This window comes from Clostridioides sp. ZZV15-6383 (genome assembly GCF_020657735.1).
GTDB lineage: Bacteria > Bacillota > Clostridia > Peptostreptococcales > Peptostreptococcaceae > Clostridioides > Clostridioides difficile_D.
This window is the reverse complement of record NZ_JAGWCV010000005.1, coordinates 80,071-100,903: the sequence shown is the minus strand read 5'-3', so window position 1 is coordinate 100,903 and position 20,833 is coordinate 80,071. Positions and strand designations below refer to the sequence as shown.

The following is a 20,833-nucleotide window of genomic DNA, read 5'->3' as shown; positions in this document are numbered from 1 at the left end:
AAGAACTTAGGACTATGTCTCAGGATTATCCAATCTTTAATTTTGTTACCATACCATTGTGATTAGCAATGCCACATTTTGATTTCTCTAATGCTTGGTAATTAAAGCTCTAAGGACTTTCCCTGATATTCTGAGTTCAATTATATATCACTATATAAATGGGCTATTTTGTTAACCAGCATAATTGGCAAGGTCTGAGAACTTTGTTAGATTATTATAATCTTTTCCTGCACCTTGTAATTCAGCACGAAGAGGTTTTAAACTATTGGCCACCCCACCGTATGCGGACATTATTGATGTCAAATATGTATTTGCATCTTCTGACGATAAATCTGAAACATTCGCAAATTGTGCTGATTTTGTAGCATATTCCATCGCATCATTCATATCTTTTATACCAGTTTGAAGTGCCTTAGCAGTTCCCTGTATTATGTCTGTACTTGAACGAGCAACACTTACCCCGGCTTCAATTGCTGAATCTCTAAGTGAATTTAAATCGTCCGTTGTTCCTCGAAAATTATCTGGAGCAACTTTCATCAAATCTCTGAAACTACTATCTAACTCCACAATTGTTGTCTTTATATTTCTAGCAAAGCTCATCATACCCATACCAATCATATTTCCAAGTGTAAAGGTACTCATACTAGAATATAAATTTTGAAAAAATCTATTTGTAGTATTTAGACTAGAATTCAAACCTGAGAAACTAGATTTCATACCACTTATTTGGGATTTTATTCTAGCTAATTCATTAGCTTTTTTATCCATTGGTAAATTAGAAAGTTCTTTTAATTTAGCTTCAAGCTTATCAATCCCAGAAGTTGATTGACCTAGTTCTAATGCCTTCTGTCTTAACCTATCTAAATCAGCTTGTGCTTTCGATGTATTTATATCAAATTTAGCATTGAATTTAGATTGTTTAGTAGCTGATTCTAATTCTTTATATTTATTTTTTAATGATTCCATTCCTGATATAGCAGCGTTCATTCCACTACTATTCATATTTTTAAAATTTAAATTTTGTATTTTCTTTAAATCACTTGATAAAGCTTTTAATTTAGATGTGTCTACATATCCAGATTTTCCTAATGAAGCTAATTTACTTTGTAAATTTGTAGCGTCTCTTTGTAATTTAGCAAATTGACTAGAAGCTTTACTCATACCAGAGTTGTTAAATGACTTTCCTCCAAATAAACTATTTTGAGTTTTTGCACTTAAAGCATTAATTTTAGTTAATACTGCTTCTAATTGTTTTAAATTATTTAAAGATGAAGTATTCATCTGTACATCTAATTTAATAGGTTTTCCTTTGGTTGATTCTTGCAAAGTTGCCATTTGTTTTTTAGCTTTAGAATCATCTAACTCTATACTGGTTCTAATCTTAAACTCTGACATTAAATCACACTCCTTTTTTTACATAAAAAAAGGCAGTCAATTGACTGCCTTAATAATTTAACTATATATTCTAACTATATCTTCATATTTAGGTTTAATAACTATTTCACCATTTTTGTTTATAACTCCCCACTTACCACTTATACATACAAATGCTAATCCTTCTTTAAATGCACATGCACTTTCAAATTGAGGTTTAATAACTACCTTACCCTTTTTATCTATATATCCATATTTATCGCCAATGCTAACCACAGCTAAATCTTCACTGAAGTTATACAAGTATTGAAATTGAGGCTTAATAATTACTTTTCCTTCTCTATTTATTGCACCATATTTATCACTTTTATCATGAAATACAAATAAATTTTCTGATTTAGTGTATGGTCTTTGTAATGCCTCTTTTGAAATGATATTCTCGTCTTTATCTATAGTTAAATATGAATCGTCTTTATATGCAATAGCTAGATTGCTATAAAAACTCATTAAAGATTCGTACTTAGGTTTTATTACAAAATTTCCTTCCTTATCAATACAACCATATTTATCATTCACTCGCACAGCAGCTAAACCTTCATAAAAATTTTCTGCTGACTCATATTTAGGTTCTATCACAAATTTACCTTCTTTATTTATAAAACCATATTTATTATTTACTCGAACTCTAGCTAATCCATCGCTAAATGAAAAACTTTGCACATTTTTAATATCTATTACAACATCACCTTTTGTATCTATATACTTATCTTTTCCATCTAATTCAATTACAGCTAATCCTTCACTAAAATCTAATGCAAAATCATATTGTGGATTAATAACTATATCTCCCTTTTCATTTATATATCCATATTTTTCATTATCTCCAGTACCAAATTGACAAACAGCTAATCCATCGAAAAAATATCCAAGATAATCAAATTCTGGTTCTATTACAGTATTACCTTTTTTATCTATATATCCATACTTCCCATTTAGTTTAACTCTTGCTATTCCATCCTTAAAGGCGTTTTCATTTGGATTATCATGTCTTTTTTCTGAGTAATAAATATCTTCATTTGTATCTTCTTTACTATCACTACATCCAACAACTCCAAATCCTAATATACCAATCATTAAAATCAATAATATCTTCTTAAACATAATATCTCCCCCATTCTGATATATTAATTATATCAAGAATATACCATTAGGAAAATTATTACAATTCGACATTATTTTCTTTTGCAGATGTCTTCAGTGATGCTAATTGTTTCCTAGCTTTTTTATCATCAAGTTCTATACTGGTCTTAATCTTAAATTCTTCTGTCATTTAACCAACTCCTTTTTTAAGCATAAAAAAAGACAACCTTAATTGATTGTCTTAATATCTTCTTTATTTATTTAATTTGCTTACAATTTTATCAAGTATATTTCTTACCAAATTATTTAATCTGTCTGCATTTTTTAACCATTTAGCAATTGGAGGACTTAAAGTATAATATACTTTTATAAAAAGCCTACTTAAAGTAGACTTTCTAAATTTCTATTCATTTGTTGCTAAACTTGTAAGTGCCACTTCTTGTAACACTTCGTACTCTTCGTATTTTTCTTCTAATAATTTAAAGTCACAGCTATTACTAACAAGTTGAGGACTAAGCTTTTTTGTAACTTTAGTATATGTTCTTTTTGCTAAATTTAATATTTTTTCTATATTTTTTAAACAAAATTGATATTCTATATTTAATAAAGTTCTATATCCAACATCGTCTTCCTTAGATATATCCTTATATTTTAAACAATGTCTAGGAACTGGAAACATATAATTAAATCTTATAGAAGATTTAACATCTCCTTTTTTATCTTTAATTAATATATTTTCCTTTTGTTTTATTTTATATGAAGATATAGGTGCATAGTAGTTAAATTTATCAATATTAAATACTACTCCACATACAAATTTATCATTTTTATTGTATTCATAATTTGGAATTTTAGTAAAACCTCTTTTATTTATCTCAGCTTTCCTTAGAAACTCCAAATAGTCTTTATCTACAGTATAAAACTTTAACCCATCCATTGTAATCCTCCATAACATAAGAAAAGATAAGGAATTAACCTTATCTATTATCCATTAAAATTCACGCTTAAAGTGGTGAGACACTCAACATTAAACAAGCTCTTAAGGTGGCTAAACACCCTACATTAAAATTCACGCTTAAAGTGGTGAGACACTCAACATTACTTTGTAATTTAAGTATATCATATTATAGACTTAAATTTAATAATAAAGCATACTTAAAACAATGTTTTTTATTGCACATTGTGAAGCATCTTTGTGACATGACAATGTTTCAGCCGTACATTGTGAAACGTATTTAATAATTATATTTATATGATACCACATTATAGCAATTAAGTCAATTTTTATGGAGGTTTAATTTTACATTTATTTTCCTATTTTTCTATCTAATATTTCTTCTATATTATCAAAGTCTTGATGCCATATTTCTAATAACTCATATCCATTAGTTGTAGCATATTCCCTTTTTCTTCTATCATGTTCTTGTTGTCTTTTGTATTGTTCTTCAGTCTGCATATTTGCAGTTCCATCATGAAATTCTCCCTGATATTCTATTAATAGTTTGTATTTAGGTAAATAAAAATCATATGATAAGTTTCCACCTTTTACACCTACTAATTTGTTAAACTCTACTTGTTCTTTATAGCTAATATTCTTTTTTATTAACCATTCTTCAATTTTTTTCTCCCCTTCACTCTTTAGGCATTTAAAACAATAGCATCCTCTTGTGTTCACATAACGAATAGCTCTTTTAAAAACAGCACTACATTTAGGACAAATAAATTTATATTTTTTGTTACTATTTAAAGTCACTCTAAATGGAGATAAATTATTATCTCCATGCCATGAGAGTACCTTGTCAAAATTATTGTATCCAAAAGAATCTCTAAAATGAATTTTTTTCCCACTTTGGGGTCTACAATATCCACATCTCTTACCTTTTATAAAATTATCACAACTAACTTCATAATCTTTATGGTATTTTTTTTCTTGGCATACAATCCAAACTTTTTTAGAAGAATTTTTACTTAAAAAAAATGGATTTATTCTATTTTTTATACTCCAATAGTTATTCATAAAATTTTTATCTACAGTATCAATACAATATTGTGCGAATGAATCTTTAGGATGTATTTTTTTTGATGTACAATATGGACATCTATTACCATTAATAAAATTATAACAAGTACTGCTATATGAATTATGATATTCAGTTTTTGTACATTTAATCCATACCTTTTCTTTTGTACATTTGCTAATATGATAAGGATTAGATGTATTTTTTTCAGAATCCCAATACTTTTCTAATTTTTCTTCTAATTCTTGTTCTATATAATATGCAAAACTATTTTCATATTTTTGGCAACATTTAGGACATCCATCTCTTCTATTTATAAAATGACTTACAGATACCTCATATGTATTTCCACAATATTTATGCTTTATTTGTAAATACACTCTATTTGCCTGTTTTCCATTAGGAAGTATTTCTCCGGCTCTAAAATTTTTTATGTATTCATACTCCCCATCTTTTTCCACTTGATATTTATATTTATGTTCAGTCTTTTTTTTATTACAATCATTACATTTATAAATATTTTTACCTTTTATATCAGTCCATCTTCTATTTTTTATAGGATTTCCACATTTACATTTCCAATCATGATTATATTTACTTCCTTTAAACTCTTCATCAGACAACAATATCCATTTTGCTATTAATTTGTTTACTTGTGTTACATCCATATTTTTAGTTAAAATTACTTCTTGTAAATTATTGTATTTTGCTTTTACCCCTCTACTACATTTTTCACACTTCGTAGATTTTCTATTTTTAATATTATTCCAAACTCTTTTAAATTCTTCTCCACATTTACATTTCCAATTACTAACCTCTAACACTCCACCATATACCTCATCAACCAACTCTAAATCAACTTCATTTTCCTTCAACAACCTATTAACTTCATCTCTCCACATACCCTTCTTCAACTTAACATCTTTAACCATAATCTCACCTTCTCCAAAAGGAAGGTAACCTAAATTACCTTCCTTTTATCCTAAATCACCTCTATGTAGTCTATCATGTAGATTTAAATGAAAATACCCTAAATTGATTTATAGATTTATAGGTTGAATAACTATTGTTTCTATATTTTTATTTTCATCACATCTAGTATATGTATTAACAAATGCTAATTTATTTTTTATAACTCTATTTTTATCATATATAAAGAAAAATATATTCTTATAGTTATAGTGAAATCCATCTGAACCTATTTCTTCTGTTAGCTTCTTTTCAGTCATAGATTCTCTAGAACACTTAACTTCTATAACTAAGTCATATTGTTCTATAAATATATCATATCTAATGGACGCATTTCCTGTATCATCACTGACCTCTACTCTTGAGTCTGGAAAAATAGGTTTTATAATTGAATATAAAATCCTCTGAACATCATATTCATTTCCTATTTTTATATCATTTAATTTATCTTTAGTTATATGTGCCTTCCCATGAGTATTAGCTTCATACATTTCATATATATGCATATAGAAATTACTCAGCACATTTCTTATAATCATTTTAGCGACATCTTCAGTAAATACACCCATATTACTTAAATTAGTTTTATTTTCAATGTTATTTAACAATGACCTTAAGTAAGTAGTTAACCTAGACTTAGCAGATAAGATACTTTTTCTAGTAGCCATATTAGAAAAATCATTTTCTTGATACATCAATAATCTATCAATATCAGATTTTTCAGTTTGGCTAAAAGGAATATTTAAACTATCTATATTGTCTATATACTCTTTAATTAGTCTTATATCACTCATTGCTTCTAATTCATTAAGCAAGTTTGAAATTAATTCTACTTTTTGACTCAATTTAATTTACCCCATTCTAATTAATATGTTCCCCATCTCAGATAAAATAAAAATAATGGGTCTAAAATATGAACTACATTATCTTTCCATTCTAGTACTTTATAAATACCATCCTTTTCAGTTATAATGTTTTGTATTTTATTAAGTGATTCTCTAATGGTTTTTTTATCTGGCTTTTTTATATCACATATAATTAAATCATCTATTCTTCTTTTAAGTTCATCTAATGTTAATCCAACTAAAGGAGGATTTTTCCTTATAGATTCTACTATTAATCCGTATATATCTAGTTCTTTATCTATATTAGTTTTATACAACTTTCTCTTATTTCCTCTTGGATTAGGGCCTTCCTTTAGTATTTTTACAACATCATTATAATTTAAATTTATAGTTGTAAACTTATATGCTATTTCCAAAACATCTTCTGGTACTTCTTTAATATTTCCCGCATCTGAATCTATTAATGTGCATATGCTTAAACATATATACTGCATTAATTGAGGAGAGGTTAAACTTTCTATAGATATCTTTCTCGATATATCGCTTTTTATATTTATACCCAGTTCTCGAAATCCTTTTATTGCAATTTGTTCTAGCTCTGATTCCTTCCAAGGTTCTATGTTTATTGAATTAATCCTACCTGTCAAGTCTGCATTTTTTCTTATAGCATCATCTGCTCTATGAGGAAGTGATATTACTATTGCTTTAAACTCTTTTCTTATAGCATCTTTCAATTGCTGAGCTATATGTATTTGAACATCTTCTGAAGCATAATGAAAATCATCAAGTACTAACACTAATCCATTATCTTTAAAATATTCGATTACTCTGTCTTTATTTAATACAAATTTTTCAGATTTATTAATTTCTTTTTTTGATTCCATATTTCCCTTTAGATTTACCTCTCCAAATTCTCCACTAACAGATAAACCCACTTTCACTCCTATAATGTTCCAAAAATCTTCGCTATCTTTAAAATCTACTCCCGACATTTCTATAAGATTTTCTAAAGCTATAACTTTTTCACATAAAACAGTCTTACCCATCTTAGATGGCCCAATTATAGAAGTCAAATAACCAGAAACCTTTAAAGCTTGTCTTAGTCTAAGTTCATAGTCTATATCTAAATCAGTTGATTTTCTTGATACATATGTATATTCCGGAAAAGCACCTGGCTTAAAAACTTGTTCTGCCAATAATCTATTCATTTTATCACTTCCATTCATCAAATATCTATTATAATATATAAATTTATTCTTTATTTTATATATTAACATATTTAAGTTGTCTTATACATATTTAAGTATATTTTAAGTATGTTAAAGTACTTATTTATAGTTAAAAGTACTTTAACATGTATAATACATACTATTCCACCATATATTTAATCAACTAAATCTAATTCCATTCTAAATCACCTTCCATATAATTACTTAAAAAACACAGACACAAAAGAATATACTATCCCTACAAAACCATCATCCAACAAATCAATTAACCTTTTCAATTCATCTCTCATATTACCCTCCTAATGAGTCCAAGTATATACATCTTCCATACTTTCTATTCCATCTATCATGGCATGAACCTCGTTAAATTTAGTAACTGGTATATCCTCCCACTTAGTCACATTATATTTTGAAAATAATCTTGTAACTGCTGTTCTATATGTATAGTTATAAGCATTAATATCGTGGCCTTCTATTTCTGATAACTTTGCTTTTAGTAATTTAGATAACATCATAGTATTTTTAGTCTTAAAGCCTATCATTTCTTTAATCTCTTGGAATTGCTTATCTTGTTTTTTATATTTCTTGTCTAACTTAGTTTCTATCTTATTAAATCTACTATCTATTTTTTTATCATTTTCTATTGCAACTTGTTTTATCCCAGCAAGTATACCATTGAATATCATTGGAGCAACTGTTTTTTCTAAATTATTTATATTCATATCATATGAACCAGTTTTTCTTATAGTATCTACAACATCCCATACCCAGTCCATAAAATCATCTGCTTTGGGCTGTCTACTATATCTGCATATCTCCATTACTCCTTTTGTATTATAAACTATAGTATCTCTTAGTACTTCTCTATTCCCCTCAACTGTAACCAACTTGACTACAGTTGAAAATTTATCAAGTCTATCTTTATTACGTTCATGTATTTTGCTTATTGCTATTCTTGGTTCTGAATATTCTAAAGCCATTCCTATTTGCTCTCTAGTCATTAATATGTCTTTAGTATCATTTTCATAAAAATTACACTGTACTCTTCCAAAATTTTCTGATTTAACTAATTCTAAATTATTCATCATATAAAATCCTCCCTAAATTGATTGTAAGAAGTATCACTCTATGATAGAATATTTCATAGAGAATAACTTCTTGTATAAAGTAGTCCATTTGCTTTGGTCGGTGTGTGGGCTACTTTTTATTTTATTTTTGTAAAAGTAAATGGATTCCCTGACGTATAGCCTCTGCTTTTGTAAGGTTATTTTTTTTGCAGTACTCCTCTAATTTTTTATGAGTTTCATTATCCACTCTAACCTTAATGTCATTTGTCTTAGGGCTTCCAACAACAGGTCTTCCCATTTTTTTAGGACTCATATCATCACCTCACTTTTGAGTTCCATAATTGGATTATATAGTTTTGGAACTCAAAAATCAATGTATTATCCAAATTTTTCTGATTTTTTAAATCAATTAATCTTTTTAGTTCATCTCTCATGTCATTCATCTAACAAACTTCTTCAAGTTCTATAATAGGTAATACTCCAATAGATTTCAATTTCTTATATATCATCAATCTTCCTTTTTGAGTCCACTTAGTATTCATTTTAATATCAGGAGTTCCATCAGCCTTTACAATATCTATTGTTTCTGAGTGAGTATATCCTTTAGCTTGATAATCGCTATACAACAGCCATTGTCCGCTCTGCTTGAATTGAATTCCTAACTCATGTAGTTTCTTATTCATAGCTTTACCACTCATTCCATAATCTTTAGCTATTTGAGTAATAGTCACCAACCCTTTATTTCTAAGTATTAAGTCTGTATAATCTGCCTTTGGTTTAAGTTCACCTATGATTTGCTGTTGCTTATTATTTGTTACCTCTAAAGCTTTTCTCTTTTCTCTCTCTTCTTTTAGGTCTGTGGCAAGTCTTATGATTGTGTCTGGATTAGATAATATTTCTTCTATCTTTGTGTCAGTTAGATATGCTCCATGTTTACGGATAGTTGGTATTACATCTGTAGCTAACCATTTTTGAAATTTTAATGCTGCTTCATTTTTAGCTTTCATTCCTAACATGTAAAACAATGATTCTGGTATGTAATCATCTTTCGCCCACAAGTGGTCGAAACCAAACTCCTTAGAAAAATCATTCATTCTTTTCCATCTTACTGATTTATATTCTTTTTCACCTTTTCTCTCTACCTTGCACCATCCAAATCCTATAGCTGTGTCTTCAGCATTAATACCTATACTTCCGTCTTCATAACTTATGGTTCTAACACTTGTACCTAACTGTTCATTTGTAAATACTTCATTTCTTTTTTCATTACTCATACACACATCTCCCTTTTATTTGAATTTTTATTAAGAGACTGATATAATAAAATTAGTGTTATTGATTATTATATCAATCTAATTAAAGGTTCTACTGCTCGGCAAAGTTTGTAGAATCTTTTTAATTTCACACATTTAGTTGTTTTATAACCTTTATCGTGTGATTTATTTATATCATATATCATTCGTTTTGTGTTGTCAAGATTTATTATATTATATATCACCTTTTTTGTGGTATAATACAAGAAAGGAGTGATATCATGTTTGGAGAAAGATTGAAAGAATTAAGGCTTAAAAAAAAATTAAAACAATCTGAATTAGGTAAAGAGATAGGTATTTCTGCAAGCACAATAGGTATGTATGAACAAGGTAGAAGATTTGCAGACCAATCTACGTTAATAAAATTAGCACAATATTTTAATGTTACCACTGATTATCTTTTAGGATTTTCTGAGACAAACTACTCAGTTAATGCAACTATAGCTGGATTATCACCTATTCGAGAAGATGAAATTATAACTAATGAATCCATAAATGAAACAATAAAATCTAAACAAAAAGATGTTCTTATAAAAAAGTTATATTCAGAATCTCAGAAATTAAATAACAATGAATTGGAAGCAATTATTAATATAATTAATATCTTTAATAATAAGAAAGAGGATGATTAAAATACATTCTTCTCTTCTCACAATTATACTTGTCACACTTATGTCATCATTGAAACAACTATAAAACAACATAAAATTATCCATTTTTAAAATCCCTAACACTGGGGATTTTCTAATTCTTCCAAGTATATATATCATCTACTTCTTCCAAACTGTCAATCAGAGCATGTACCTCATTAAATTTAGATACAGGTATATCTTCCCACTTAGTTACATCATATCTTGCAAAAATTTTAGTAGCTGTAGTTTTATAAGATAAGGCGTAAAACCACTATACCTTTAGGTTAGTGGATGTAAGCTTATCCCTGATTATGTATATATCTTTCAATAGTTTCTTTAGAAATATTCCCTATACTACAAGCAAAATATCCATCTGACCAAAAGGTCTTCTCCTTCCAGAAATATTTGTTAAGGTATAATTGATTATTATTAATTCGACAAATTCTATAAGTTGAAATTTGCTTAAACCATCTTACTATCTCCAACATAGAAACTGTTGGTTTGTATTTAACTAATAGATGCACATGATTTTTATCAACTTCCATTTCAACCATGATTAAATCTTTTTCTTCTTCTATATCACTAAGAATATGCTTAATTTCATCACCAAATTTAATTAACAAGTTTTTCTGTATTTACATACAAATATCAGATATACCAATAACAAACACTTAGAATGATTTCTACTAATATAATCCATGACTCCAATTTAACCCCTTCTTAAAGATATATGGCTTAATTAGTTTTACATTTGGTACTTTTTTGATTTCTTTTAAAGCTATGTATTTACCCTCATTCTGACTACCTTTAACTGTATAAACATTTCTATCATATTTAATCAGGTCATTTGGCTGATACAATGATTTTTGCTTCCTTATTCTTCTTTGACCTTTAGATATTTTCTGACCTCTGAACACTCTAAGATTTTCAAAATTTAAATTCTTGTTTCTAGTCCTTCTTCCACAATTAAGTTCACTTGCGGAAACCTTCTCACCAGTTCTATTATCTATATATTTAGCATCATAGAATTTTTCAAGACTTCTATTATTTAATCTTGACTGTTCAACTTTAAATATTTCTAAATTTCTAACTTGATTAACACCTTTAGCTATAGCAAAAGCATCATTAAAATGACTTTTTTCTATACCATGTTCAATTCTATGATTTTTAGTCAAATAACCATAAGTTGCTTTAATGTTAGTATATTTTTCTTTCAACTGTTCCAATAAGTACCATCTTATCATTGACATAAATGTAGCATCTCTAAAACCTCTGACCTTTTTACCATTTTCACACCAATCATACAGAAATTTACCCTTTTTATGATTAGGAGATGTATGACACTTATTACACAAAGTTATTAAATTACTAGGAGCATCAGAACCACCCTCACTCTTGTACTTAATATGATGAATTTCTAATATCTGTTCTTTACTCTTATTCTTACAATTAGGATTTTGACATTTGTGTCCATCTCTGTGAAGTACATATTCCCTTACATTCCAAAAGCTCATTTGTTCTCCCTGTTGATATTCTACACCAGATATATCAGGATTCTTGATTTTTTGTATATCAAAATTAGCAACCTCTAATACTATATTTCTGATAGGCAATATAGTATTAAGATAATCTATAAATTTAACATGAGTATCCAATTTATGTTGTAAACTTGGTGCTAACCATCCTTGTCTTATTTTTCTATTGTTCCATCTAGGTTTTCTATATCTTAATCTTTGTCTCCTAATTTTTCTATACTGACTTTTTTCTAATAATCTATCTTTTATACCTTGAAGCAATTTTACTTCTCCAACTATTAATTCTTTACTCTCTGTTATAGCTGAAAATCCTATATTTAAATATCCACTATCTATCCCTAATGTTATATTTTGAATATATTCAGTATCTGTCTTATATAATAATTGTATAATAAATGGATTAACTCTTTTAACAGTAGCTTTCTTTTGTTTTAATAATTTTCTAGCCTTTGCATTAGTAGTAGGCATTAATGGTTTTCCTTCAAAATTAATTACATATACCATAGTATAATCCTTTCAGATAATTTAACCTCACCTTACGGTGGTAAGCTCTCTTCGCCAATGTTATGAAAGGTTTTAAATATACCACACTTCACCTGCCATCAGTGATGTTTAATGATATACCGTAGAGTTTAGGACTAGAGAAGTATCCTAAAGTACCTATATATTCTTACATAACGTAGTGTAAACTCAGGCTATTCAACTAGCTTTTACAAGCTACTACCCTAAAGGGTAGTTGGCAGTTGACATTATCATGATTCATATTATATGTACCAGTTTTTCTTATAGTTGGTAACACCTCATCAGTTACCCAATCTTGAAATCTCTCAGCTTCTTCTTTTCTTGATTTAAATATTAGTTTATATACTCCACTTTCAGTAAGAAATTTCTCTCCTGCATTATTTAATTTTCGGATGTCCGAGATAAGGACATCTGAATTTCTTAATAATATAGCTTGTTTACTATTCATTTTAGACAAATGGTTTCTTGTTGCACTTTCACTTAGTTCTAGACATTTTGCTACATGCTTAGGATTAAATAAAATCTTTCCTTTAAATTCAAACACTTCAACTTCTTTCCCTTCAAATATCATTAAGTTGTTACTCATAAAAAATCCTCCCTAATTAAATTGAAAAACATAAAAATTCCTTCTCTGTTCTTACTATACTTTTATAATACTATAAAACTTCTCTGTTCTCAATACTTTTTTAAAAACTTTTAACATTAGTATACTTCAAGTATATTTAAAATGGAACATTTCAGATATATTTGTTAATACATAATCTTTCAGAAATTATATTTATAAGTTGTTCAAATTTAATTACTATATAATACTATTGAATTATGATATAAAACAGAAAGAACCACTTTTTAATTATATAAAAACTTTTAATATTTTTAAATTTTAAATTTAAGGCTAGTTAGAAGCTACGGAATTTAATTCACATGATAAATCATTCCAGTAAATCATCTACTCTCAAGTAATAGCTCCTCAATCCTATCAAACTCAAAGTGGTAACCACTCAAACATCAAAATAAGCTCTTATGGTGGCTAAACACCAAACAAAGTGTTCCTCTCAGGAACACTTGTTGAAATTCCAATACTTTCAATCATAAAAATCAACCTCTTATGTTCGATTCTAAGCAATTAAGGTATAAACAAGTAACCATTTTTACAAAGCCTTAGAAACACATATGTGAGGTCATATTTTTACAATAAAAAAAGATACCCTCTCAAAGAAAGTATCTTTTAAAATTTCATTATTAATAATTCTAAACCGCCTATCTAGGCTGAAAATAATCTAAACCATCCATCTGGACACTTATATTATAACATACAACATACTATAAATCAATCTTCTTTAAATATGTTTTTTATTATTTTTTTTGATTCATTAACTTTGATATTATTATTTGAAAATAAACTCAAAATTATGTACTTTCTTCTTTCAATATTGTTTTTTGTATATATCACTGAATCATATAATCTTCTATGATTTTCAGATTTAAACTTATTCCAATTTGATTCATTTAACTTTCTCATTACTAAAGAATATCTTTCTCCATCAATAAAACATATAATTATTTTCTTTTCATCAATAGTATGTTCCTTGAAATGTTCAATATATCTATATCCCAAATTTAATATCTTATTATCTTTTAATTCATCTATATCTAAAAAATAATCACTTCTCATATTTATTAAAATATCGACTAAGTAATCACCTTCATTAATATAAAACAATTTTATACAATCTGAGATGGGCTTTATATATTTTTCATCTATACTAAGAGGAATTAATCTTTCATCCATTTTTTGAAATTTTCCATTATTATTTTGCTTATATATTAACTTAACTCTTTTTCTTGACACTTCCATCATCTTACTTATATATACATAACTGTTTTTATTAACATAATTATTATTATCATCCTTTGTTATAAAACCTTCTATTTTACCCAAAAAAAGCGTTCTTAAAGAATTTTCTTTTTTTTTGCTTGTTAATGGTAAAATATTTATAGTTTCTTCACAAGAACTTGAATTCCAAACTACCGCAAAATGTAAAAAATCTAGTTCATTACCAAGACCAGTAAAATTACACTGAACAATATATCCTTTTTTTAGTATAGGTTCATATCCTGCCTTACTTTTATATGGTTTAATAGAATGTATATTCGTTGTACGAATTATTGAATCAAGTAATTTTAAATTTTCTACATCCTTTTTTAAAATTAAATCCCCCAATTACTTTTCCCCCTATTTATAGTATAATCTAATTAATTATACTATAAACTTACATATATATCCATATTTCAAAAAACCATAAACTTATTCTATATAAAACTTTGATATGTTGATGTAAAATTTATATTTCCATTTAGTCTTATATTCATTGTATCCAGTTGAATATCCAGTATCATAAGCACTTTTCAAAACTTCTTTTTCATAAGTATTATTAGGTTTAGCACCTGTAAGTCCTAAATTATATCCAGCCACTTCATCTGCCTTTTCTTCTTCCTCTAATTTAGCCTTGCCTTTTTCATATCCTTATGAGTACTTTAATTCATATGTATCGCTATAATCTCCACTATAACTTGATGAACTATAGTTTTCTTTATAACCATCCTCGTATCCTTGATTATATCCTTTTTCTCCAACAGGTTTCTTTTGCTTCTCTTCATTGTTTACTAAAATCATTGTTCCAGAACTATTTCCATCTCCAGTATAAGGGTAAACCCCATTCTTATGTAAATGAGTTGGATATCCACCACAATGATAGTGATAACTTCCTAAACAAGACTTATTTTGTTATCACAATGACCTCTTGATGAATCGGTTCTTCCTGAATGAGCATATGAAAAACTTCCTACACTAATCATAGTTATACTCATTACTACAGTTATTAACTTTTTCTTAAACATAATATATTTCCCCATAAAATATTCTATGATTTTATCATATCGGTCAATATATTATGTTCAAACCGTTAAAATTCGACAAAGATAAAATATTTATTCTACTGGCACTCCCAGTCCATTCATAGTTGATTTAAAACATTTAGGAACTCTCTCTTGTGCTTTAGAATTACTCTCTTCCATTATATTTGTTTGAGGTCTATATCCGCCAACACCCCAGACTTTCCCCTTTTCTAATCTTTCCATTGGAAATGCTGAATTACGTGTAAATGCATCCACCCAATTTCCATTATTTTGTATCTCTGAAGTGACAGAATTAGAAGAGAGTTCTGTGACATCTATAGCATCTAATAATTGTCCTGTTCTACCTCCCCAAACATTAGGATTCCATTCTCCAACTGGAGTATAACCAGAATAAACCTGTTTATTTACTTCTTCTTTCATAATTTCTTTCATTTCTTTTCCAACTTTTGGCATAGATGCAGCAATCTTATTTTTTGTATAGGCAACTAGTTCATCTAATGATTTAAATACCATTTAATTCACCACCTTGTCTTTAATATTATTCATTTTTTCAATTTCTTCAGTTTCTTCAATTTCTTTTAAAACCCTGTCTTGTAATATCTCATTCTTCATCTGACCTAATTTAACATCAGTGTTCATTAATAAAGATGCAGTTAATTCATTTCCTATTTGACATATGTGATACATCACAGTTTCTAATTCACTAGATATATTGCTATCTACTAAATCTTCTATTTCAATATTTAATTCTATATTAGTCAATTTATCAATCAACATTTTAAGAATATCTTCTTGGGACAATGCTAAATCAGGATTCTCCATACCAATCCATATTTTATTTAATATTTCTTCTTTAGTCTCCTTATCAGGATTTCTAACTTCTATATATTCTTCTTTTCCATTCTCATCTGTAAATGGTATTATTGCTCTTATCTCATCTTTCATTAATTTATCTACTTGTATTTTATTCATATTATCGTTCTCCCTTTATTTTATTATTGATTTATAGGTCTTACATAAAAACAAATAAAATCCTTTGTCATTAATAGTTTGTTCTTATGTATTTTTATATTAATAAATTCATCATCATTACATCGAAATGTTGTATCCTTAATGATAAGTCCATATTCATCTACTTTACTAGAGTATGAATCTTTTATATTTTCTAATTGCTTATATTCATCAACACTTAATTCTAAAATTCTCATCTTTACCTTCCCTTATTTTATTATTGGATATTTACACTTAATAGAAACTTTACAGTTTCCAGTAAACTTCAATATATTTACACCTCTTCTTAACCTAATCCACTTTCTATTAACAATATTAAACCTATTCTCACCAGAACTATTTAAAACAGTATAGTATAAATTATCTATTGTTATTTTTTCATTTAATTCTAATCCACTTATAACTAAATTGTCTTCTTCATTATCGCTGATAGTGGAGTTTCTAATTGTTATATCTCCTTCTTTTAGACATTCAATATCAATTACTGGAGCATATTCTTCATCTACATTAGACACATTATTTAGTTTAATTTCCCTTGTATCCTTGATAGTTATGACTTTTTGAAAGCTTCTATAAGCATAATTTGTATATGGTTGAAACTCTATTTCTAATACACCTTTTTTATCTTTTGTATATCTTTTTATTATCTTTCTCGCTTTGAAATAGTATATTTCTTCTATATTGTCATAACTGATAAAAGGTTTAAATTCTCTCTGCCAAAACCAATTACATATGTTTTCTAGCGTATAATCATCCCATTCATAAGCCTCCCCATGTTCGCTACATAAACAGAATTGTAATGTTATAGGTTCTATAGTAGTTTCATCTTCACTGTAACAAGGATTTTTATTAAAACTGATATCAGATTTAATTGCTTCTTCATAAGGCAATCCATATTCATTCAGTATTTCATCATCACCTAATGTAACTAATTTGATGTTCATAGATTCACTTGAAACATTATCAAATAAAAACTTATCATCTAAAAATACCAATTTATCACCTTCTTTCATTTTTTTAAGTTCAAATCCGATTAAAACCACATTTAAACGTAAAAAAATAATCCCTACTCAATTAAGAGTAGGGCATTTTACTATTTCTTAGGTTTAGTATCTTTTTCATCTTCTAATTCAACACCTAGCATTGAAGCCATTCTAGCAGGATTAAGATTTTCATCTCCTATAAATGTGAATGTAGCATACTCTTTATTTTCATCTGGTAAAACATCTAATGTCATATTAAATCCAGATGGATTCTCAGCAGTAAGATTTAACTCTATACTTCTTTGTGCTTTTGCATTTGGAACACTCATGTATAAAACCATATATTCACCATCCACAGTTTTAACCATTACCTCAGCTTCTACAACGTAATTTGGTGCAGTAGATTCTTCTTTTATTTTTACAACTTTTGCTTTTGGTATTTCTTCTAAATAGAATACTGCTACTTTATCTCCCGCATTAAAATCGGCTGTAGATATTGTTATTTCTGTATTAGCTCCTGTAACTGATGAAGTGAATTGTAATTTCTTAATTATAGATATTCCATCACTTTCTATACTATATACAGATATGCTATTTGCAACTGGCTTTATATTTTCTAAAGTAACTTTCTTAGTACTATCAGATGTTAATACTTTTCTTTTCCCAACCTTTGCAGTTTTTTCATCTATATCAGAAGATAATAACATCGCTAATTGTGCCATTTGTATTACTTCTTGTTCCATTGTTAAACTTGCTGTTATTGCTCCATCAAAAGCTATTGTATTTGCACCTTTAGCTTTTGCATAAACTGATTCTGAATCCATCTTAAAATTAAAAGCATTTAAATCCTGTGAATAAAACAATACTTCTCCTGTTACTTTATTTTTTACTATTACATTACCTGCATCTTTCACTGCAAATCTTTTCATATTATAAAATCATCCTCTCATTTTTTGCATAAAAAATAGCACTGCTATTTAACAGTGCTAAGTGGTATTTTTATCTCTTTAGACCAATGCTTCATTTTATCCATATCTGTTTGATATTTAAATGACCATGCATAGCCTAAACTTTCATTATAGTTTTTAAATTGTATCTTAGTCTTATAAACATTAATTAATTGCCAATAAGTCATTTTTAAAATCACATCTATTTCTATATATCCATTTATATTTTGAACTATATTTATATAATCACATAAATGGTATGCTTCTTTTTCTCTTTTCTTTCTTTCCTTCTCTTTAAAGTGTGCAATCAACTGTTTTTCTCTTTCAGAGCCAGTATTTTCAATCCACTTATCTTCATCATCTTTAAATAAATTCTTTTTATCAATACAAAACATCTCTAAAATTAAATCTGATACTAGTCCAAAATCCTCTCTACTTATAAAAGCATTTTTCTTTTTATCATCAAATTTAATTAAAATACCAATTTTAATATTATTCATATACTCAATATTTCTAATATCAGTTTTATATAATATAGATAAAGATTTTTTTATCTTATCACTAAGTAATTCAATTTTCTCAGAAGAATCTTTCCTTGATGTTAACATCATTAAATCCAAGATGGGTATAGTGTCATATTTACATTTTAGTTCAAATGATTCCTCGTTACATAGCTGAGAATAACTTTTCTCAAGTATTAAAAATGGATTCACTATCTCTAAGTTAACCATATCAAGTTTAACAAGTTCTTCGATAGTTGGTTGATATATAGTACCCATCATATTATTTAAAACTATTGGTAGTCCTGTAATATAATAATTCTCTAACATTACATATCACCAAAACTTTCAGCAGATACAGTTATAACAAATCCATTATAATCAGTATTTAAATTATACATTTGATATACATTTTCTAGCTTAATCTTACCTATACCAGCTATTTCCTCATTTTGAGTTATAATATCAACTATACAACACACCAATGCAACATCTCTTAGACCATTTGCTGTATCCTGACATTCATCATGACAAACAACACCAATTTCTATCTTTGTTTTTTTAACTGTCCTACTTCCTTCAGAACATGGTCTATACTCTGTCATTATTATAAAAACTGATATATCTGCTTCTTTTAATACTTTTTCTACTCTTCTATTTAGAAATACTTTCTTGTTTCTAAGCTCTTTAACTGGATTTTTTATATCAGGCATGGATAAAATATCTTTTTGGGATTCATCATTATAAATCATAAACTTAGCGAAGTTTTGATTTGACATTAGAGTTGTTCCAATATTACTTATCATCTTGTTAGGGAAAGCCATATAAGCTAATAATATCTACCCCCTTAGTGTTATCTTTTTAGTATCTATTATTTCATTTGCATCTTTATCTTTAGCCAATAGAAAGGCTTCTAAGCCAGAATACTTAGCTAATGTATTAGCCTGTATGACACATTTTTTCTCATCTTGATTAATTATATTACAAGATTCGTATTGCTTGTCTAAGAGCCATTCAACTCCTTGAGAATGGTCTATTCTGTATTCATTTTCTTCACCTAGATTAATAAATCCATCCCCCATAATTTTACTAAAAGGAATAATTATATTATCATTTTCAGATAAATCATTCCAAGCAACATTATTTATTGTATCATCTTTTGAAATCAATGCATCCTGTAAACAAATAGCCTTAATAAGACCATCTGCCCCCGTTTCTCTGCCATTATACTCAAAGTCATTAATACTAGTAACTCTAAATACAGTTTTACCAGTTAACATTATTCTAGTGTCAATATCTATAGTTTTAGTGACAGGATTACTTCCAAAATAAAGCTGTCTTTTTGTATCTGAGATAGAAGTATATTTATTATCTGCCATACCATCAGAATATAAGGTTAAATTTTCAACAGCTATAGGGATTTTATACATCTGACCTTTATATTTATAATTAAAGAATTGATTGCATCTTTTTATTATGAAATGTTTATATGTATCCATTTCTTTATGTTCTTTAAATATAGTTAACCAATAACAATTATCATAGAAAAGATAGCAACCCACATCTACATCTAAATCAGATTCAACTAATAGATTTTTTTCATCTAAAGCTCTTTTATCATTATTAGTTATATCATTAATTGCAACTATAGCTCTTTTAGTATCTTCTGTTATACAAATTTCATCTATATCAGTTATTGGTACTTCAATACAGGTTGGTGTTTCTTTTAGGTATTTCTTAAAACTTAATCTAAGTTGTAATATTCTTTTTTCTTTAGGAGTTGAACAGCCAAGTCCAATTCTTTTTTTTGTATCACTTAAGTAACTCAT

Annotated in this window: 24 protein-coding genes and 1 pseudogene; 1 reads left to right on the top strand and 24 read right to left on the bottom strand. The window is 27.5% G+C overall.

What is annotated here, in order from left to right; all coding sequences use genetic code 11:
• Positions 1–171: 171 nt before the first annotated feature.
• From KGF42_RS03875 to KGF42_RS03835, 9 genes are all read right to left on the bottom strand, one after another.
• Positions 172–1,395, bottom strand: coding sequence for a hypothetical protein (locus tag KGF42_RS03875; protein ID WP_227825791.1), 1,224 nt, complete (start codon positions 1,393–1,395; stop codon positions 172–174).
• Positions 1,396–1,452: 57 nt separating this feature from the next.
• Positions 1,453–2,535, bottom strand: coding sequence for a WG repeat-containing protein (locus KGF42_RS03870; RefSeq protein WP_227825790.1), 1,083 nt, complete (start codon positions 2,533–2,535; stop codon positions 1,453–1,455).
• 382 nt (positions 2,536–2,917) lie between these two features.
• Positions 2,918–3,451, bottom strand: a complete 534-nt coding sequence (locus tag KGF42_RS03865) for a type III toxin-antitoxin system ToxN/AbiQ family toxin (RefSeq protein WP_227825789.1) — start codon at positions 3,449–3,451, stop codon at positions 2,918–2,920.
• A 369-nt stretch (positions 3,452–3,820) separates the two neighbouring features.
• Positions 3,821–5,464, bottom strand: a complete 1,644-nt coding sequence (locus KGF42_RS03860; RefSeq protein WP_227825788.1) for a hypothetical protein — start codon at positions 5,462–5,464, stop codon at positions 3,821–3,823.
• Positions 5,465–5,572: 108 nt separating this feature from the next.
• The gene (locus KGF42_RS03855; protein WP_227825787.1) at positions 5,573–6,346 is read right to left on the bottom strand and encodes a hypothetical protein; all 774 of its coding nucleotides are present in this window, start codon (positions 6,344–6,346) and stop codon (positions 5,573–5,575) included.
• A gap of 20 nt (positions 6,347–6,366) precedes the next feature.
• The gene (locus KGF42_RS03850; RefSeq protein ID WP_227825786.1) at positions 6,367–7,554 is read right to left on the bottom strand and encodes an ATP-binding protein; all 1,188 of its coding nucleotides are present in this window, start codon (positions 7,552–7,554) and stop codon (positions 6,367–6,369) included.
• A gap of 320 nt (positions 7,555–7,874) precedes the next feature.
• Complete coding sequence (locus tag KGF42_RS03845; RefSeq protein ID WP_227825785.1) at positions 7,875–8,663, bottom strand: BRO family protein; 789 nt, start codon at positions 8,661–8,663, stop codon at positions 7,875–7,877.
• Between the two features lie 121 nt (positions 8,664–8,784).
• Positions 8,785–8,955, bottom strand: coding sequence for a ribbon-helix-helix protein, CopG family (locus tag KGF42_RS03840; protein WP_227825784.1), 171 nt, complete (start codon positions 8,953–8,955; stop codon positions 8,785–8,787).
• Positions 8,956–9,085: 130 nt separating this feature from the next.
• Positions 9,086–9,916, bottom strand: coding sequence for a phage antirepressor KilAC domain-containing protein (locus tag KGF42_RS03835; protein WP_227825783.1), 831 nt, complete (start codon positions 9,914–9,916; stop codon positions 9,086–9,088).
• Positions 9,917–10,176: 260 nt separating this feature from the next.
• Here KGF42_RS03835 and KGF42_RS03830 point away from each other — a divergent pair, with 260 nt between their 5' ends.
• On the top strand, positions 10,177–10,587 hold the full coding sequence (locus KGF42_RS03830) for a helix-turn-helix domain-containing protein (protein ID WP_227825782.1): 411 nt from the start codon (positions 10,177–10,179) through the stop codon (positions 10,585–10,587).
• A 299-nt stretch (positions 10,588–10,886) separates the two neighbouring features.
• On the opposite strand, the pseudogene tnpA reads toward KGF42_RS03830, so the two are convergent.
• From tnpA to KGF42_RS03760, 15 genes and pseudogenes are all read right to left on the bottom strand, one after another.
• Positions 10,887–11,287 (bottom strand): annotated as a pseudogene (gene tnpA / locus KGF42_RS03825) (IS200/IS605 family transposase).
• Positions 11,274–12,626: an RNA-guided endonuclease IscB gene (gene iscB / locus KGF42_RS03820; protein WP_227825781.1), complete on the bottom strand. Its 1,353-nt coding sequence runs from the start codon at positions 12,624–12,626 to the stop codon at positions 11,274–11,276. The pseudogene tnpA and the gene iscB overlap by 14 nt, the downstream one beginning before the upstream one ends.
• 199 nt (positions 12,627–12,825) lie before the next feature.
• Complete coding sequence (locus KGF42_RS03815; protein ID WP_227825780.1) at positions 12,826–13,230, bottom strand: BRO family protein; 405 nt, start codon at positions 13,228–13,230, stop codon at positions 12,826–12,828.
• Positions 13,231–13,974: 744 nt separating this feature from the next.
• Complete coding sequence (locus KGF42_RS03810) at positions 13,975–14,868, bottom strand: type II toxin-antitoxin system PemK/MazF family toxin (RefSeq protein WP_074145057.1); 894 nt, start codon at positions 14,866–14,868, stop codon at positions 13,975–13,977.
• An 84-nt stretch (positions 14,869–14,952) separates the two neighbouring features.
• Entirely contained in the window at positions 14,953–15,120 is a 168-nt protein-coding gene (locus KGF42_RS03805; RefSeq protein ID WP_165478407.1) for a hypothetical protein, read from the bottom strand.
• A 51-nt stretch (positions 15,121–15,171) separates the two neighbouring features.
• Complete coding sequence (locus tag KGF42_RS03800) at positions 15,172–15,321, bottom strand: hypothetical protein (protein WP_227825779.1); 150 nt, start codon at positions 15,319–15,321, stop codon at positions 15,172–15,174.
• Between the two features lie 92 nt (positions 15,322–15,413).
• On the bottom strand, positions 15,414–15,545 hold the full coding sequence (locus KGF42_RS19780) for a hypothetical protein (RefSeq protein WP_255650921.1): 132 nt from the start codon (positions 15,543–15,545) through the stop codon (positions 15,414–15,416).
• A gap of 90 nt (positions 15,546–15,635) precedes the next feature.
• Entirely contained in the window at positions 15,636–16,076 is a 441-nt protein-coding gene (locus tag KGF42_RS03795) for a hypothetical protein (protein ID WP_227825778.1), read from the bottom strand.
• Positions 16,077–16,535: a hypothetical protein gene (locus KGF42_RS03790; protein WP_227825777.1), complete on the bottom strand. Its 459-nt coding sequence runs from the start codon at positions 16,533–16,535 to the stop codon at positions 16,077–16,079.
• Positions 16,536–16,558: 23 nt separating this feature from the next.
• A complete protein-coding gene (locus KGF42_RS03785) occupies positions 16,559–16,771 on the bottom strand; it encodes a hypothetical protein (RefSeq protein WP_227821712.1) in 213 nt (70 codons plus the stop codon).
• A 12-nt stretch (positions 16,772–16,783) separates the two neighbouring features.
• The gene (locus KGF42_RS03780) at positions 16,784–17,587 is read right to left on the bottom strand and encodes a phage tail domain-containing protein (RefSeq protein WP_227825776.1); all 804 of its coding nucleotides are present in this window, start codon (positions 17,585–17,587) and stop codon (positions 16,784–16,786) included.
• Positions 17,588–17,667: 80 nt separating this feature from the next.
• On the bottom strand, positions 17,668–18,486 hold the full coding sequence (locus KGF42_RS03775) for a hypothetical protein (RefSeq protein ID WP_009894841.1): 819 nt from the start codon (positions 18,484–18,486) through the stop codon (positions 17,668–17,670).
• Positions 18,487–18,530: 44 nt separating this feature from the next.
• The gene (locus KGF42_RS03770; RefSeq protein ID WP_227825775.1) at positions 18,531–19,334 is read right to left on the bottom strand and encodes a hypothetical protein; all 804 of its coding nucleotides are present in this window, start codon (positions 19,332–19,334) and stop codon (positions 18,531–18,533) included.
• Positions 19,334–19,810, bottom strand: a complete 477-nt coding sequence (locus tag KGF42_RS03765; protein WP_227825774.1) for a hypothetical protein — start codon at positions 19,808–19,810, stop codon at positions 19,334–19,336. The genes KGF42_RS03770 and KGF42_RS03765 overlap by 1 nt, the downstream gene beginning before the upstream one ends.
• A gap of 33 nt (positions 19,811–19,843) precedes the next feature.
• The gene (locus tag KGF42_RS03760; protein ID WP_227825773.1) at positions 19,844–20,833 is read right to left on the bottom strand and encodes a hypothetical protein; all 990 of its coding nucleotides are present in this window, start codon (positions 20,831–20,833) and stop codon (positions 19,844–19,846) included.